Origin of the sequence: Silvibacterium acidisoli, assembly GCA_022870745.1 — a bacterium.
Taxonomy (GTDB): Bacteria; Acidobacteriota; Terriglobia; order Terriglobales; family Acidobacteriaceae; genus Silvibacterium.
In genome coordinates, this window is sequence record CP085323.1 from 1,217,906 (window position 1) to 1,232,564 (window position 14,659).

Here is a 14,659-nt window from a genome sequence, read left to right on the forward strand (position 1 = left end):
CGGGCGCAGGGAGTTTGTGACCGCTCTTGCCGTTCGAACCGGCGGGGCCGTTACCCATCCTTGCGCGCTCATTCCTGAATCCTGTCCGGCCCGGCAACCTGCCCGGCCGGCTAAAGTTAAATTACTTAAATTCTTCAACTTCCCACTCGCCTCAGGCGAGTGTTGTGCTGCAAAACCTGTATGCGCCGGGGACTAGTTCACGAAGCGGTTCATGCGGACATTCATCACCATGCCCAGAGCCAGAAACGTAAACAGTACCGAAGAGCCTCCGTAACTCATCAACGGGAGGGGTATTCCGGTAACCGGCATCAGCCCTATGACCATTCCCACGTTGACCGCGATCTGAAAGATCAGCACGGCCACCACGCCCATCACCAGGAACGTACCTGAGAGATCTGCGGCTGTCTGTGCGTTTTGAATCAAACGCATCAATATGAGGAAGTATATCAGCAGGACCACAACCGCGCCGATAAACCCATGCTCTTCAGCAAATGCGGCGAAAATGAAGTCCGTGTAAGGAATCGGCAGAAAATCGCCCTGGGTCTGCGTACCCTTGGTCGCACCCCGGCCAAAAACACCGCCGTCACCGACGGCAATCTTCGATTGATTGATCTGGTAACCACTGCCCTTGGGGTCGGCATCAGGATTCATGAAGCTGGTCAGACGCGCTTTTTGGTACGGCTTGAGAATCTTGCCGCTGCCAAAAGCGATTCCGACCAGCAGCAATCCGCAGCTGACGAGGACCAGCGCTTTTTTCCAATCGATACCGCCGAGGAAAAGCCCCGCCAGCAGAATAGGCGAATAAGTCAGTGCCGTTCCCAGGTCAGGCTGCTTCAAGACCAGCAGCATGGGTATCCCGACAATTGCCATGGCTTTGCCGATGTCGAGCCAGGAAAGCTGCTTCCCTGCAAGGTTCACGAAATACTTCGCGATGGCGAAGATCAGGATGAGCTTGACCCACTCCGATGGCTGAAAATGAATGCCTCCAGGCAGCTTGATCCAGCGCCGCGCGCCCAGCACCTTTGTGCCCACCACGATCACCGCGACCAAAGAAACCAGGCAGAAGCCATAGATCCAATGGATGATGTCGAGAATGCGATGGTAGTCCACCAGCGACAGCGCGAACATCGCCACCATGCCGCCCAGAAGCCATAAAATCTGCGTCTTATAAAACCCGACAAACTTGGTATGCAGGGTAGCCGAGTAGATTTCGAAGACGCTGATAACCGACAGCAACAGCACAAACCCAAGCAGGGTCCAGTCGAAATCGCGGAAGGAGAGAAATCGTCGCATCGGGGGCTATCTCATCTTAACGACTTCTGGCGGTATCGGCTAACAAGTGCGGATTCCTCACTTCGTTCGGAATGACAAAGGGTGTGGTCGGGATGACCAATGGGTGCTGAGTATCAGCATTGATTCCAATTGAACTGTCATCCCGAACGCAGTGAGGGATCTGCACCTTTTATTTCCGCCAATCCTCGCTGAGGTCATGCCACGAAGGGTTTTGCTTCTCAATCAGCGCAAGCTTCTTAGCGCGGCTCCAGCCCTTGATCTCTTTCTCACGATCAATCGCATTGGTGACGTATTGAAAGTGTTCAAACCACACGAGCCGCTCACACTTGTATTTCTGACTGAAGCCGGGAATGGTGCCGGATCTGTGCTCTTCAACTCGTCTCTGAATACTATTAGTCATTCCGCAATAAAGAACGCGAGTACGACTGGCAACGATATAGACGTAGTAATGATGGTCTTTCACCGACAAGAGTAAAGTGCAGATCCCTCACTGCGTTCGGGATGACAACCTTTAGGGTATCTCTCTACTCTTGAGGATATCTCTCTACTTTTGTCATCCCGAACGCAGTGAGGGATCTGCACCTTATATAAACCTCGCACCGGAACAATCCCTACTGCTGCTCTTCCGGCTTTGCGGGAGTAACCGGTGCAGGCTTAGGCACTGCCGGCTTCGGATGCTGAACCGGCTGATCGCCGGCGGCGGCGTTTCCAGAGGGCTTCAACGCGAAGTGTCCGGTGTGAACGGTCCCCACCGCGTCGGTCGCATCCTCCGCTCCAGCAGCGTCCTTCTTCGCCGGATCGGCCCAGACTGCGCCGACCTCGACGGGCTTCTCCGCCGCCTCCGCCACGAGATTATGATTCAGACGCCGCTGCTTATCGACGAAGGCCTCGATCACCTTCGCAGCCAGCGGAGCAGAAACGTTGCCCCAGCCGCCGTGCTGCCAGAAGACGGCAACCACGATGTCCGGGTTGCGACGGGGAGCCATGCCGACGAACCATGCATTCGCGCGCTCGTTTACATTTGACGAAACCTTCAGCGCGCCGAAGCTGTGGTTGACGACCTGGGCCGTGCCTGTCTTACCGGCAAAGTCAATATTTTCGAGGTGATCCGCGAACGCCGTGCCGCCGGGGCCGGTGACCGCGGCCATCCCATCTGTGATCGTCTCCCAGTTTGCCGGATCGATCTGCATGGTCTTGTCGCCGGAGCCGGGGAAAGAATCCCTCATTGCCGTACGAAACTCCGCAGGCAGTTCATCCGGAAAAACAACATGGGGGCGCTTCAACACGCCGCCCGAGGCGATGCCGCCGAGCGCCCGAGCCAGCTGAATCGGGGTTGCGGCAACTGCGCCCTGTCCGATACCCACCGAAACAGCCTCGCCTGCGTACCACTTTTCGTGAAAGGTCTTCATCTTCCACTCGGTGGAGGGCATGACGCCGGTGATCTCATCCGGCAGGTCGATACCTGTCTTCATACCGATACCCAGCCCATGCGCATATTTCGCGATGGTGTCGATACCCAGGCGCGCGGCAAGATTGTAGTAATAGGTGTCGCAGGAGAGCGGAATGGCATTGTGAATGTCCACCGCGCCGTGATGGCGGTCGCAGGCGTAAAAGTGGCCGTACAACTCGGCACCGCCCTGGCAATTTACCTTCAGATTTTGCGCGACGCCTTCCTGCAATCCGGCGACCGACATGATGATCTTGAAAGTCGAGCCAGGAGGCGACTGCGCCTGGATCGCCTTGTTCAGCAGCGGATGATTCGGATCGGTAATGAGCTTGTTCCACTCGTCGCGGCCGATCTTCACGGCGAAGGCATTCGGGTCGAAGGTCGGGCGGCTCACCATGGCAAGCACCTCGCCGGTATGCGGATCGAGCGCGACAATCGCGCCCTGGCGATCGCCAAGGGCATTTTCCGCAGCTCTTTGGATGTCCAGATCGATGGTCAGCCTCAGGCTCTGGCCGGGCTTCGAGCGCTCGGTGCCGAGCTTGCCTACTTCGCGGCCATGGCTGTCGACCAGCACATCGCGCGAGCCGTCGGTGCCGCGCAGGATGGCGTCATAAGAAGCCTCAACGCCGGACTTGCCGACCACGTCGCCAGGTTCGTAATACGCATAGCGGGGATCGTTCAGCATCTCTTCGCTGACTTCACCCACGTAGCCGATCAGGTGGGCAGCGAATCCGTCTTTTGGATAGAGACGCCGCTGTTCGTCAACGGTTTCAAGCTCGGGCATCTCGTCACGGTGCGCTTCGATGAACTCCTGTTCGTCGGGCGTGATGTCCTGCTTGAGCGGCAACGGCTGATACTTCGGAGCGGCGCGGTACTTTCGCAGGATGGCGTGGATCTGGTCCACGGTCATGTGCAGGCCGCGAGCGATCAACGGCAGATCCGGCTCGAAGTCGTGCCCCTGCTCACGAACCAGGAAGCAGGAGACGGACGGATAGTTATCTACGAGGAGACGGCCTTCGCGGTCGAAGATCTGGCCGCGCGGGGCGAGGATCGGAACCTTGCGAATGCGATTCGCTTCAGCCAGCGCGCGATAGTTCTCCGCGCCGACGACCTGCAACCTCCACAGTCCGAAGATAAGCACCAGCATGACGCCGACGATCACATACTGAAAGATCGTCAGCTTAATCGCCGGGAGCTTTTCTTCCTTCTGTACTACTTCCAGATCCATGGGGGATGCCTGTTCCTTTTGACGTTACTCCCGCGGCTTCGTAAGGTCGAGCAGGGCGAAGATCACGACAGCCAATAGTGCGTTGATACCGATGCGCAACAGTTCATGCAGCCAGTTCCAGGGCATGGGCTGGGCGAGCAGATGCCGTACCAGCACCCAATCGATGGCATTGTGCAGCATGAAAAAGGCAATGCTCAACAACAACCGGGTGCCGTGGCTCTCCGTGTCGACAAGCGCGCCGACCGAACCGGCAAGATAACCGATGACGCACTTCGCAATGCCGAATACACCGAGCGGCTGGCCGGTTATCGCGTCCTGCGCGAGACCCATGAATGCTCCGCCGATGGTGCCGGCGATGGGGCTGCGCCGCTGCATCGAGAAGTAAATCACCACGATCAGCGGCAGATCCAGGATAGCCAGCGGCGCAAAATGTAACGGCAGAAATGACTGCAGTCCCAGTGCGAGCAGGGGCGTCAGCACGTACACGATGAGCGGAAAAGACTGTTCATCCACCTCGCGGCGGTTGGAGGCCATCAAGGGCAACTTTAATTTCCTCCCGGAGGCGTGGTGGATTGCTGTTTCGGTCGCGACGAGGGCGGACGGCTGCCATCGTCGGGAACCAGTGTCGGTCCACGGCGGGCTGGCGGCGTCGAAGATGTAGCGCCATTTCCCTGCGCCGGGTGTTGCGTGGCTGGTTTGGGCGCGGCCGTGCCACCGGTTGCCGGCTTGGCCGTTCCGGGGCCATTGTTTGCTGGGCGCGTGGCGGAAGGAGCTGCGGGCTTCGGCGTCGTGCTCTTTACCGGCCCGTCCACAATCACGTTGACATGGGAGCGCGTCTGCTGAGCCGGAGCCGGGGGCGTTCCAGGATTCGTAGATCGAGCGGCCGGGTTCGCGGTTCGCGGCGAGGTAGATTCAGAGCCCGTCGTAGTACGCGGAGTTCCGGTAGCTGTGGCCGCCGGCGGCCTCGAAGCTGGCTGCGTCGAGCCCGATGCTGATGACGATCTCGGCGATCCGGGAAGCGCGGAAGACGGTGCCGCTGGATGCACCGTGCCTGAGCTGCTTCCGGAAACGCCTGATGGAGTTCCGGTGGTCGTTCGCGGCAATGCCGTACCTGTCGCAGGCCGGTTAGCAGATCCTGTCGCAGTCGAGCCGGTCCGGGGTGCAGCGCTAACACCACTGGCGGGAAGTGCCGAATGAGTCGTTCCGGTTGCGGATGCTGAAGGCGAAGGACGCGGCACACCCCCTGCAGCTCCTGCTCCGGCTGCATGAGTAACTGCCGTCGAGCCCGCTGGATGAGCGGCTTCGGCTGCGGAATGCGCACCCGAGCCGTTCTCGGCGGAAGCTGGCGCGGCCGCTGCGTTTTCCGCCGGTTTCGGCCTGGCTGCATTCGGAATTTCTTCGGTGCCGCGACGCAACGGAGCAAGGTGCTCGCCGGGGGTCATGGAACTGGCCGAAGGAACCGAACCGGGGGTGTACTGGTCCGGATGCAGGTTTCTCGGCGGAGGAATCGGCCTCATCGCGGGGCTGTTACTCGTCGTGTTGGCGTCCGGATTCGTGTCGGCAGGCGCATTGGGATCGCTCTTGGCGGGCAAACGCTCGGAGAGGATATCCGAAGCACGCTTCTGCGCCGCCTCGCCTTCGGCCTCGCTTGCAGCCAGATCCTTTGCTGTCTGCGGCGACATCGACGGTCCGACGTTCGTCACTACCAGGACTTCTTCAAGCCGCGAAAGATTTGCCGCGGGATGGATACTCACATCGACCAGTGGATCGCGGTCGGGGTCGGTGGCAATCTTATCGACCGTCCCTACCGGCAGGCCACGCGGAAAAATCTGGTCGCCACCGCTGGTCAGGATGCGGTCGCCGGCCTGGATGCGCTCATCGGGCGAGACATTGATTACCTGCGGCTGCCCATTAAAAGTGCCCTTCAACACGCCGCGAGTGCGCGTCTTCTCCAGGATGACGCCCACACCGCTGGTCGGATCGGAGATGAGCAGTACCTGCGCGGAACGGGCGAAAACGTCCTTCACTCGCCCTACAATGCCATCGCCTGTAACAACGGGCATGTCCTGCTCAAGGCCGTCTTCTGAGCCTTTGTCGATGTAGAGAACGCGCGACTGGTCGGTGCCCGAGGTGCCGACCACTTCTGCCGGCACGGTCTTATAGATGTAGCTCTTCCGGAAATCGAGCAGCTTCTGAAGCCGCTGGCCCTGGCGGGCATCTTCGGCAAGGCCAGCCTGCTCAAGCTGGAGGCGCTCCACCTGATTCTTTAGCTCGGCGTTATCCCGGCGGACATGGATAAGATCCACGTAGCCGAACCAAAGCCCGCGAAACCACTCCCCTGTGGCGCGCAGGGCGTGCTCGGGAGGAGTAACCACCGTAGTCACCACAGAGCGAACAATGCCGACGCCTTCGCGATCTCGCGCGTCGGGCGTAGAACGCCTGGCCTGTACCGCCAGTACCAGTAACTGCAGTACCAGTACGGCGATCAGCACCAGAACGTTTTTAAATCGGCTGAGAAAAGATTCCATTACCTGATTCGAAACCTGGCGGTTACCCTCGTACCGCCATTCTCTTCCGCGCCTCTGTTAGTCGATCTTGATCTTGCGCAGCAGACGGAAGTCGCTGAGCATCTTTCCTGTTCCCAGCACCACGCTGGCGAGCGGATCGTCGGCAATCGAGACCGGCAGCCCGGTTTCTTCACGAATACGCTTGTCCAGATTCTTAATAAGCGCGCCGCCACCGGTAAGCACAATGCCGCGGTCGCTGATATCGGCGCTCAGTTCGGGAGGCGTGCGTTCAAGCGCTACACGGATGGCGTTCATGATGGTCGAGATACTCTCGCCCAGCGCTTCGCGAATTTCGCTGTCTTCGATGGAGATGGTCTTCGGCACGCCCTCGATGAGGTTGCGGCCCTTGATCTCCATGGTCAGAGGCTTGTCCAGCGGATAAGCCGAGCCCAGCTCGATCTTGATCTGCTCGGCGGTGCGCTCACCGATGAGCAGGTTATATTTCCGCTTCAGATAATTCATGATCGCTTCGTCCATCTGGTTGCCGGCCATGCGGACCGACCGCGAATAGACGATGCCCGAAAGCGAGATCACTGCAATGTCAGTAGTGCCGCCGCCGATGTCGACGACCATGTTGCCCGAAGGCTCAGTGATCGGCAGACCCGCGCCGATAGCCGCGACCATCGCCTGCTCTACCAGGAACACTTCGCTGGCCTTGGCACGGTAGGCTGAGTCCTCGACGGCGCGCTTTTCTACCTGCGTAATCTCAGAGGGCACGCCGATGACGATGCGCGGATGCACCATCATCTTGCGATTGTGAGCCTTCTGGATGAAGTAGTTCAGCATCTTCTCCGTCACCTTGAAGTCGGCGATGACGCCGTCCTTCATCGGTTTGATGGCGACGATGTTGCCCGGAGTGCGGCCCAGCATCTCCTTGGCTTCCTTGCCGACGGCCTCTACTTCACCGGTGTTCTTGTTGATCGCTACGATCGAGGGCTCGTTGACAACGATGCCTTTGTTGGCCGCGTAGACAAGCGTGTTTGCTGTGCCCAGGTCGATCGCCAGATCGCTGGAAAAAACACTGAACAACGAGCGCACTCCGTGTGCCCGCGACGAGCGAGACTGAAAACCATTCGATGACATGAAGTAGATGACTTCTCTTAGAGGAGTTCCACCCTAATTGTAAGGCCATAAGGGCAATTGCTGCACCGCTCAAAACCGTGGAATTTCTTGGGTAACCCTCACGAATATTTGTGTACCTATCACGTTCCAGCATAGTAAAACGTCCTGTGACGAGGATCGGAGCCAGTCTCACCGCACCTCCCTATTGCTCCGAATACAAATAATGACGACACAGTCGATAGTCAATGTGCCACAGCACGGGACCGGCGGATCGCTCACATTTCATCGCACACCCCTTCCTGCCCTCACTGGAATCCGCTTCGTCGCGGCGATCCAGGTGGTGCTCTTTCATTTCGGAGCAGGTTTTGCAGGCCGGCATAACGCCCCTGTCCTGCTGACGAATGCTCTTGCCAACGGCTGGACGGCAGTTACTCTCTTTTTCATCCTCTCCGGATTCATTCTGAGCTACACCTACTGCGGCCAGATCGAAGAACCTGGAGGCAAGACCCGTTTCTGGGAAGCCCGCTTCGCCCGCATCTATCCGGTTTATTTCCTTTCGCTCATCCTCTGCTGGCCTTTCAACAGTCATCCGGGGCCTGGTCTGTCGATCGCCGTCTTCACCATGGTGCAGAACTGGAATCCTTTCCACGTTGAATATGGCGGCGCCTGGAACATGCCCGCCTGGACGCTTTCGACCGAGGCTTTTTTCTACCTGCTTTTCCCCTTCGTACTACCCCTGCTCGAAAAATGCTCGGTCCGGGCGCTGAGATTCGTCGCGGCTGCCACGCTGCTCCTCATCGTCTTTGGACACACCATGACGCATGCGATCGATCCGCTGACGCGGGTCACGGGACTTCCCCTCCCTGTATTCCGGTTCCCGGAGTTCCTGGCCGGAATGACGCTCGGGTTAATTTTCTTGCGGAGTCCCCGCCCTTCTCCGCGACCCTGGCTCTCGCTGGCCGCGATTCTCTCCCTGCTGGTGATACTCTGCTTCGTAAAAGGATCATGGCTGTCACTTATGGCCATCCCTCTCGCCGTCCTCATCTACGAACTGGCTGCCGGCAACAGCCTTCTCGCCCGATTCCTTGGCTCCAGGCCGCTCACCCTGCTTGGAGGCGCGAGCTATGCCATTTACCTGCTTCAGGAACCGGTGCGCTCCTGGTTGCATGTGGCCGTGACTGGCTCCTACGACCTGAGAACTGCGAAAGGCGGCATCGACGTACTGCTCAGCCCCGTTGTGCTCGTCATATTCTCCATCGGGGTCTTTCTACTCTGGGAGGAACCGATGCGCAAACAGATTCGCCTCTGGTTTAAGCGGCACAACCGGGCTTCACCGGTAAAGGCTGCATAAAACTGTCGTCACAGGGCAAACTCCGATCGGGCAGCGCGAATCGCGGCGCGAGATTCATACTGACTTCGACCCCGGGGATATTGAGGCGTCACAAGGGCCGCGCCTTCCGTTATCCTTGAATGTTTCAGCCTCAAGGAGAAATCGAGCATGTCGCACACCGTTTATACGAACCTGATCGGCGGACAGTGGACGCCGGCCCGCACCGGCAAGAGCTTTGCCAACGTCAACCCCGCCGATTCCGATGACGTGCTGGGCGATTTCCCCTCTTCGGGCGCGGAAGACGTGAACGATGCCGTGGCCGCCGCAGCGGAAGCATGGAAGACCTGGCGGCTGGTTCCGGCGCCCAAGCGGGCCGAAATCCTCTATCGCACCGGCGAGATTCTCACGCAGCGCAAGGAACAATATGCCCGTGAGATGACCCGCGAAATGGGCAAGGTGCTGAGCGAAACCCGCGGCGACGTACAGGAAGCCATCGACACCGCGTATTACATGGCCGGCGAAGGCCGCAGGCTCTTCGGACAGACTACGCCGTCGGAGTTGCAGAGCAAATTCGCCATGTCCGTCCGCATGCCGGTGGGCGTTGTCGGCATGATCGCGCCGTGGAACTTCCCCATGGCCATCCCTTCGTGGAAGCTCTTCCCCGCGCTGGTCTGCGGCAACACCTGCGTTATCAAGCCCGCGGAAGACACGCCGCTCTCGACCTACAACCTTGTTCAGGCACTTATGGACGCAGGGCTCCCACCAGGCGTGGTGAATATCGTTTCCGGCTTCGGACCGGATGCCGGCGCACCACTGGTTTCGCATCCTGGCGTCCGCGCGATCTCGTTTACCGGGTCGAGCGAGGTGGGGCGTATCGTCGGTCAGACGGCCGCGGCCAACTTCAAGCCCTGCTCGCTCGAGATGGGCGGCAAGAACGCCATGATCGTCCTCGACGATGCCAATCTCGATCTTGCCCTCGACGGGGCAGTCTGGGGAGCCTTCGGCACGACAGGCCAGCGCTGCACGGCGACCAGCCGCATCATCCTTCATGAAAAAATCGCCGCTGAATTTACGAAGAAGCTCGTGGCCCGTGCCGACGCGCTGAAGGTCGGCAACGGACTGGATGAATCCGTGCAAATGGGACCGCAGGTAAACCAGCAGCAGATCGAGACCTCGATCCGCTACTGCGAAATTGCCCGCAAGGAAGGCGCAAAGCTGCTTACCGGCGGCGATCCGCTCGAAGACGGCAGCTTTGATCGCGGACATTTCTTTGCGCCGACGGTCTTCGGCGACGTATCGGCGAAGATGCGCATCGGTCAGGAAGAAGTGTTCGGACCCGTGGTCAGCCTGATTACCTGCCGCGATTTCGACGAAGCGCTTGAGATCGCCAATGGCATCGAGTACGGACTTTCGACCGCACTCTACTCCCGCGATGTAAACAAAGCCTTTAGGGCGATGCGCGACCTGGAAGCCGGCATCACCTACGTGAACGCCCCAACGATCGGAGCAGAAGTCCACCTGCCTTTCGGCGGCGTAAAGAAGACCGGCAACGGGCACCGCGAGGGCGGCACCGGCGCACTCGATTTCTATACCACCTGGAAGTCGGTGTACGTCGATTATTCCGACAAGCTGCAAAGAGCGCAGATCGATAATGCGTAGGAACAGATCCTGGAACAATGTTCCGGGGTAATAACTTCCGAGCCTTGTGAAATTCACCCTATTTTCAGCTCATTTCCGCATAACCGATGCGGAAATGAGCGAGCAGCAGCATCTAAAGGAAAAACCAAGCTGACCCGGGAGACTTCATGACACTTCTGCTCGTTCAGATGGCCACGGTTCTGCTGGTCGCATTGGCCTGCGGATGGCTTGCGCGCAAACTAGGGCAGTCCCGTGTGATCGGAGAGATCATCGGCGGCATCCTCATCGGCCCATCTGTTCTCGGACGCCTTGCGCCTCATGTTTCAGCCTCGCTGTTTCCGATTGGCTCGCTGGGGTCTTTTGAAATTCTCAGCAATATCGGTCTCGTTCTCTTTCTTTTCCTCATCGGCAGCGAGCTGGACTACGAACACCTTCGCAAGCAGAAATCGACTGCGACGCTTGCCAGTTTCATGAGTATCCTCTTCCCGTTCATCATGGCCGCGGTAGCCGCTCATTCCTTGCGCATCCGTTTCGCGCCTGATGGAATTGGCCGCATACCGTTCGTGCTCTTCCTCGGCATATCGATGAGCATTACCGCCTTTCCAGTGCTCGCGCGCATTCTGGAAGAACGCAAACTGCAATCGACGCCGCTCGGCACCACGGCTCTGATGTGCGCCGCTGTCGACGATGTCTGCGCATGGTCGCTGCTCGCCATCGGGCTCACGCTGCTGCCCCAGGCAGGTCATTCCACTCCGATCGGATTTCGTCTTCTATGGCTGGCCGGCTACCTGCTGGTTATGCTGTTCGTCATTCGCCCCATGGGCGCGTGGGTGGTCAAACGGCAGCAGAGCGTAACCCTTTCCTACGAGATGCTGGGGGTGGTTCTGGCCATTGTGCTGGCCTCCGCTGCGGCGACCGAGGCTATCGGCGTGCATCCGCTCTTCGGAGCCTTTCTGGCCGGCATTTGTTTTCCCCGCATCGAGCAATGGCAGACGGCGATCCGCACGCGGCTGGATATGGTCGTTTCCATCCTTCTGCTTCCGCTTTTCTTTGCGTTAACAGGCATGCGCACGCGACTGGACCTGCTGAGCGGCGGAAGAATCTGGCTATGGACCGCGATCGTGCTGCTCGTAGCGGTTGCCGGCAAAATGGGTGGCGCGATTCTTGCTGCGCGCTGGACGGGCCAGGGCTGGCGTGATGCAGCAGCACTTGGAGCCCTGTTAAACACCCGCGGACTGGTCGAACTGGTTGTGCTGAATATCGCTTACAACGCGCATGTATTTTCGCCCACGCTCTTTACCATGCTGGTCGTAATGGCGCTGGTCACCACCATGATCACCACGCCGATCCTCAACCTGCTCGGCGTTGAAGACCGGGGCAAACAGACCGAAGATCTCTCGGCGGTTCAAGTGGCATAGGCTGAAGAGCTTGCTTGCACGCTACAACACGGCGCGGCGGATCGCCGCCCTGGTACTCGCCCTCACCGGATGGGCTGCCCTGCTGCTGCAACTTCGCCTGACCGTAAGCACCTACATGGCTCAGGGCAAATCGCCCTGGGCCGCATTCTTTTACTACCTTGGTTTCTTCACCATCCTGACGAACCTGCTTGCCGCAACCTGCCTGTCGGTCACGGCAGCGCAAAAGCAACTGGCGCCCCGTACGGCAACCGTGCTCTCAGCGGTCACGGTCTACATGGCCATGGTGGGAGGGACCCACGCACTATTGCTGCGCCATGCATGGAATCCCCAGGGATTACAGAAACTTGCCGATGGACTGCTGCACGACATTCTGCCGCTCTCGATCCTCGTCTTCTGGCTGCTGCTGGTACCGAAGGGCCGCTTGCAGTGGCGCTCTCCACTGCCGTGGCTTATCTATCCGCTGGGCTACCTCGGATTGACCATGGTTACGGGCGCAGTAACGCGACAATATCCGTATTTTTTTATCGACGTAACGCTGCTCGGCTATGGACGCGTCCTGCTGTATGCATTTTTCATCACCCTCGCATTTCTTGCCCTCTCTTACATCACGGTCGCGATCGATCGCGCCATGGCCGCGGTGCGTTAGCATGAAAGGTTCGGCAAAGGACAAATCATGATCATCGGTGTACCCAAAGAAGTGAAGGATCACGAGAGCCGGGTTGGCATTACCCCGGCCGGCGTGAAGGCTCTCAGCGAGAACGGCCACAAGGTTCTTGTCGAAACACACGCAGGTGATCTATCTGCATTCACAGACGACGAATACCAGGCCGCCGGGGCGGAGATCGTTGGCTCTGCCCACAACGTGTGGGGCATGGCCGACATGGTCGTCAAGGTAAAGGAGCCGGTCGAAAAAGAATATGGCTTCTTCCGCGAAGGACTGACGCTCTTCACCTACCTGCACCTGGCTCCGCTGCCCGATCTGACCGATCGCCTGCTCGACAAGAAGGTCACCGGCATCGCCTACGAGACCATTCGCGACAAGGCAGGCACACTGCCCCTGCTCACTCCCATGTCTGAAGTTGCCGGGCGCATGTCCGTACAGGTTGGCGCTTCGTTCCTCGAAAAAGAGCGCGGTGGCCGTGGCCTGCTGCTGGGCGGCGTACCGGGTGTTCCTCCGGCGAACGTCTGCATCATCGGCGGCGGCATCGTTGGTACAAACGCTGCAAAGATTGCCGTGGGCATGGGCGCCAAGGTCACGATCGTTGATCTGAACCTGAACCGTCTCCGTGAGCTGGACGATATCTTCAATGGCAAGCTCTTTACGCTGGCCTCGAACTCCTACAACCTGGCCCATGCCACGCGGGAAGCCGATCTCGTCATCGGCGGCGTACTGATTCCGGGCGCCGCGGCTCCCAAGATCGTGACCCGCGAAATGGTTTCGAAGATGAAGAAGGGCGCAGTCATCGTGGACGTCGCCATTGACCAGGGCGGCTGCATCGAGACGGCCAAACCGACGACGCACAGCGCGCCTGCCTACGAAGTTGACGGCGTGGTCCACTACTGCGTGACCAACATGCCAGCCGCGGTACCCAACACCTCAACGCTGGCGCTGACCAACGCCACTTTCCCTTACGTGCTGAAGCTGGCCAAGCTGGGAGCGAAGGCAGCGATTCTGAATGACAACGGAATCTGCGATGGCGTGAACACCTGGGAGGGCAACCTGACCTGCGAGCCGGTTGCAGTTTCTCAGAAGAAGCCATGGTCGCCGGTACGGGAGCTGATCCTTTAATTTCAACAACATAAAGAGGGCGCGGCTTATGGCCGCGCCCTTCTCGTTAATGTGGAATTACTTGACGTGGACCGAGCGCTCGAGGCGGAAGGTGAGCGTCGTTTCGGCCGGGATTACGATTTCCTTGTTCCCGGTGAGCCCCGCGCCTGCGGTACCGGCTCCGGCGCCTGCCAGGCCGCCGATCAGAGCACCCTTGCCGCCGCCGGCGAGGCCGCCGATGATGGCGCCGAGCCCGCCGCCGCCGCCGATGAAGCCCGCGGTGCGCTTGCCCTTGCCCTTTTCAGCGCGCTCAATCGTGCTGCTCTCCACATCGTAGGTGGCGCCGTTGGCGCGGATGGTATCGAGGCGCAGCGAAAGAACTGCTCCGCCCTTGAAGTGTCCCAGGGCCTTGGCATCCACCACGGTGCCGCTGGCGCTGGCGCCGGCGCGAACAGCCGTCCTGCCGCCGACAACGATAGCGCGAGCCACGGTCGCCGTGAAGGTCTCACCCGGCTGGCTGATCTTCGAACCAAGAGCCTGCTGGGTAGTCACAGCAATATGGGTACCGGCCGGAATGACCAGCACTGGAGGCGGCGGAGGCGGAGCCGGAGCAGCGGCGGCAGGTGCTGGAGCGGGAGCAGGTGCAGGTGCAGGCGTTGCGGCTGGCGGGGCCGCTGGTGCTGATGTCGTAGGCGAGGTCGCAGGCGCAGGGGTTGCCGCCGAGGACTGGTCGGCAGGCGGCGCAGGCGGATTTGCCTGCGAAGTGGCCGGAGCTTCATTGCTGGCGGGTGGAGTGCTTTTATTGCAACCGCCGACGAACAGTAGGCTAGCCAGGGCGACGGAAAGGATAGGCGCGTAGGTCCGGTTAAATTTCATAACGGCACATATGATGCCACAACTGAGGTAAA

The 14,659-nt window shown here is 59.5% G+C and carries 12 protein-coding genes; 5 read left to right on the top strand and 7 right to left on the bottom strand.

Annotated elements, in window-relative coordinates; translation table 11 throughout:
- Positions 1–192: 192 nt before the first annotated feature.
- The 6 genes from rodA to LJD29_RS04935 form a co-directional block, all read right to left on the bottom strand.
- Positions 193–1,293, bottom strand: a complete 1,101-nt coding sequence (gene rodA / locus LJD29_RS04910) for a rod shape-determining protein RodA (RefSeq protein ID WP_446744639.1) — start codon at positions 1,291–1,293, stop codon at positions 193–195.
- Positions 1,294–1,462: 169 nt separating this feature from the next.
- Positions 1,463–1,756 (bottom strand): GIY-YIG nuclease family protein, encoded by a 294-nt coding sequence (locus tag LJD29_RS04915; protein ID WP_446745878.1) that lies wholly within the window; start codon positions 1,754–1,756, stop codon positions 1,463–1,465.
- 148 nt (positions 1,757–1,904) lie between these two features.
- Positions 1,905–3,968, bottom strand: coding sequence for a penicillin-binding protein 2 (gene mrdA, locus LJD29_RS04920; protein WP_446744640.1), 2,064 nt, complete (start codon positions 3,966–3,968; stop codon positions 1,905–1,907).
- Between the two features lie 24 nt (positions 3,969–3,992).
- Positions 3,993–4,502 carry a rod shape-determining protein MreD gene (gene mreD, locus LJD29_RS04925; RefSeq protein WP_446745879.1) on the bottom strand — a complete coding sequence of 170 codons (510 nt, stop codon included), beginning with the start codon at positions 4,500–4,502 and terminating at the stop codon, positions 3,993–3,995.
- Positions 4,503–4,513: 11 nt separating this feature from the next.
- Positions 4,514–6,496 (bottom strand): rod shape-determining protein MreC, encoded by a 1,983-nt coding sequence (mreC, locus tag LJD29_RS04930; RefSeq protein ID WP_446744641.1) that lies wholly within the window; start codon positions 6,494–6,496, stop codon positions 4,514–4,516.
- Positions 6,497–6,553: 57 nt separating this feature from the next.
- Positions 6,554–7,618: a rod shape-determining protein gene (locus LJD29_RS04935; RefSeq protein ID WP_446744642.1), complete on the bottom strand. Its 1,065-nt coding sequence runs from the start codon at positions 7,616–7,618 to the stop codon at positions 6,554–6,556.
- Positions 7,619–7,820: 202 nt separating this feature from the next.
- Between LJD29_RS04935 and LJD29_RS04940 the strand changes: the two genes are divergently transcribed.
- The 5 genes from LJD29_RS04940 to ald all read left to right on the top strand — a co-directional run bounded on the left by LJD29_RS04940 (position 7,821) and on the right by ald (position 13,772).
- Entirely contained in the window at positions 7,821–8,948 is a 1,128-nt protein-coding gene (locus tag LJD29_RS04940) for an acyltransferase family protein (protein ID WP_446744643.1), read from the top strand.
- Between the two features lie 147 nt (positions 8,949–9,095).
- Complete coding sequence (locus LJD29_RS04945) at positions 9,096–10,586, top strand: aldehyde dehydrogenase family protein (protein WP_446744644.1); 1,491 nt, start codon at positions 9,096–9,098, stop codon at positions 10,584–10,586.
- Between the two features lie 146 nt (positions 10,587–10,732).
- Positions 10,733–11,983 (top strand): cation:proton antiporter domain-containing protein, encoded by a 1,251-nt coding sequence (locus LJD29_RS04950; RefSeq protein ID WP_446744645.1) that lies wholly within the window; start codon positions 10,733–10,735, stop codon positions 11,981–11,983.
- A 10-nt stretch (positions 11,984–11,993) separates the two neighbouring features.
- Complete coding sequence (locus LJD29_RS04955; RefSeq protein ID WP_446744646.1) at positions 11,994–12,629, top strand: Pr6Pr family membrane protein; 636 nt, start codon at positions 11,994–11,996, stop codon at positions 12,627–12,629.
- A 27-nt stretch (positions 12,630–12,656) separates the two neighbouring features.
- On the top strand, positions 12,657–13,772 hold the full coding sequence (gene ald / locus LJD29_RS04960) for an alanine dehydrogenase (protein ID WP_446744647.1): 1,116 nt from the start codon (positions 12,657–12,659) through the stop codon (positions 13,770–13,772).
- A 57-nt stretch (positions 13,773–13,829) separates the two neighbouring features.
- Here ald and LJD29_RS04965 read toward each other — a convergent pair whose 3' ends face one another.
- Positions 13,830–14,627, bottom strand: coding sequence for a hypothetical protein (locus LJD29_RS04965; protein WP_446744648.1), 798 nt, complete (start codon positions 14,625–14,627; stop codon positions 13,830–13,832).
- Between the last annotated feature and the right edge of the window lie 32 nt (positions 14,628–14,659).

Bases quoted from the DNA above. Each gene is read 5' to 3' on its own strand.
- ald (WP_446744647.1), top strand. From the start codon at position 12,657: ATGATCATCGGTGTACCCAAAGAAGTGAAGGATCACGAGAGCCGGGTT.
- mreD (WP_446745879.1), bottom strand. From the start codon at position 4,502: ATGGCCTCCAACCGCCGCGAGGTGGATGAACAGTCTTTTCCGCTCATC.
- rodA (WP_446744639.1), bottom strand. From the start codon at position 1,293: ATGCGACGATTTCTCTCCTTCCGCGATTTCGACTGGACCCTGCTTGGG.
- mreC (WP_446744641.1), bottom strand. From the start codon at position 6,496: ATGGAATCTTTTCTCAGCCGATTTAAAAACGTTCTGGTGCTGATCGCC.
- LJD29_RS04965 (WP_446744648.1), bottom strand. From the start codon at position 14,627: ATGAAATTTAACCGGACCTACGCGCCTATCCTTTCCGTCGCCCTGGCT.
- LJD29_RS04945 (WP_446744644.1), top strand. From the start codon at position 9,096: ATGTCGCACACCGTTTATACGAACCTGATCGGCGGACAGTGGACGCCG.
- LJD29_RS04935 (WP_446744642.1), bottom strand. From the start codon at position 7,618: ATGTCATCGAATGGTTTTCAGTCTCGCTCGTCGCGGGCACACGGAGTG.
- LJD29_RS04950 (WP_446744645.1), top strand. From the start codon at position 10,733: ATGACACTTCTGCTCGTTCAGATGGCCACGGTTCTGCTGGTCGCATTG.
- mrdA (WP_446744640.1), bottom strand. From the start codon at position 3,968: ATGGATCTGGAAGTAGTACAGAAGGAAGAAAAGCTCCCGGCGATTAAG.
- LJD29_RS04940 (WP_446744643.1), top strand. From the start codon at position 7,821: ATGACGACACAGTCGATAGTCAATGTGCCACAGCACGGGACCGGCGGA.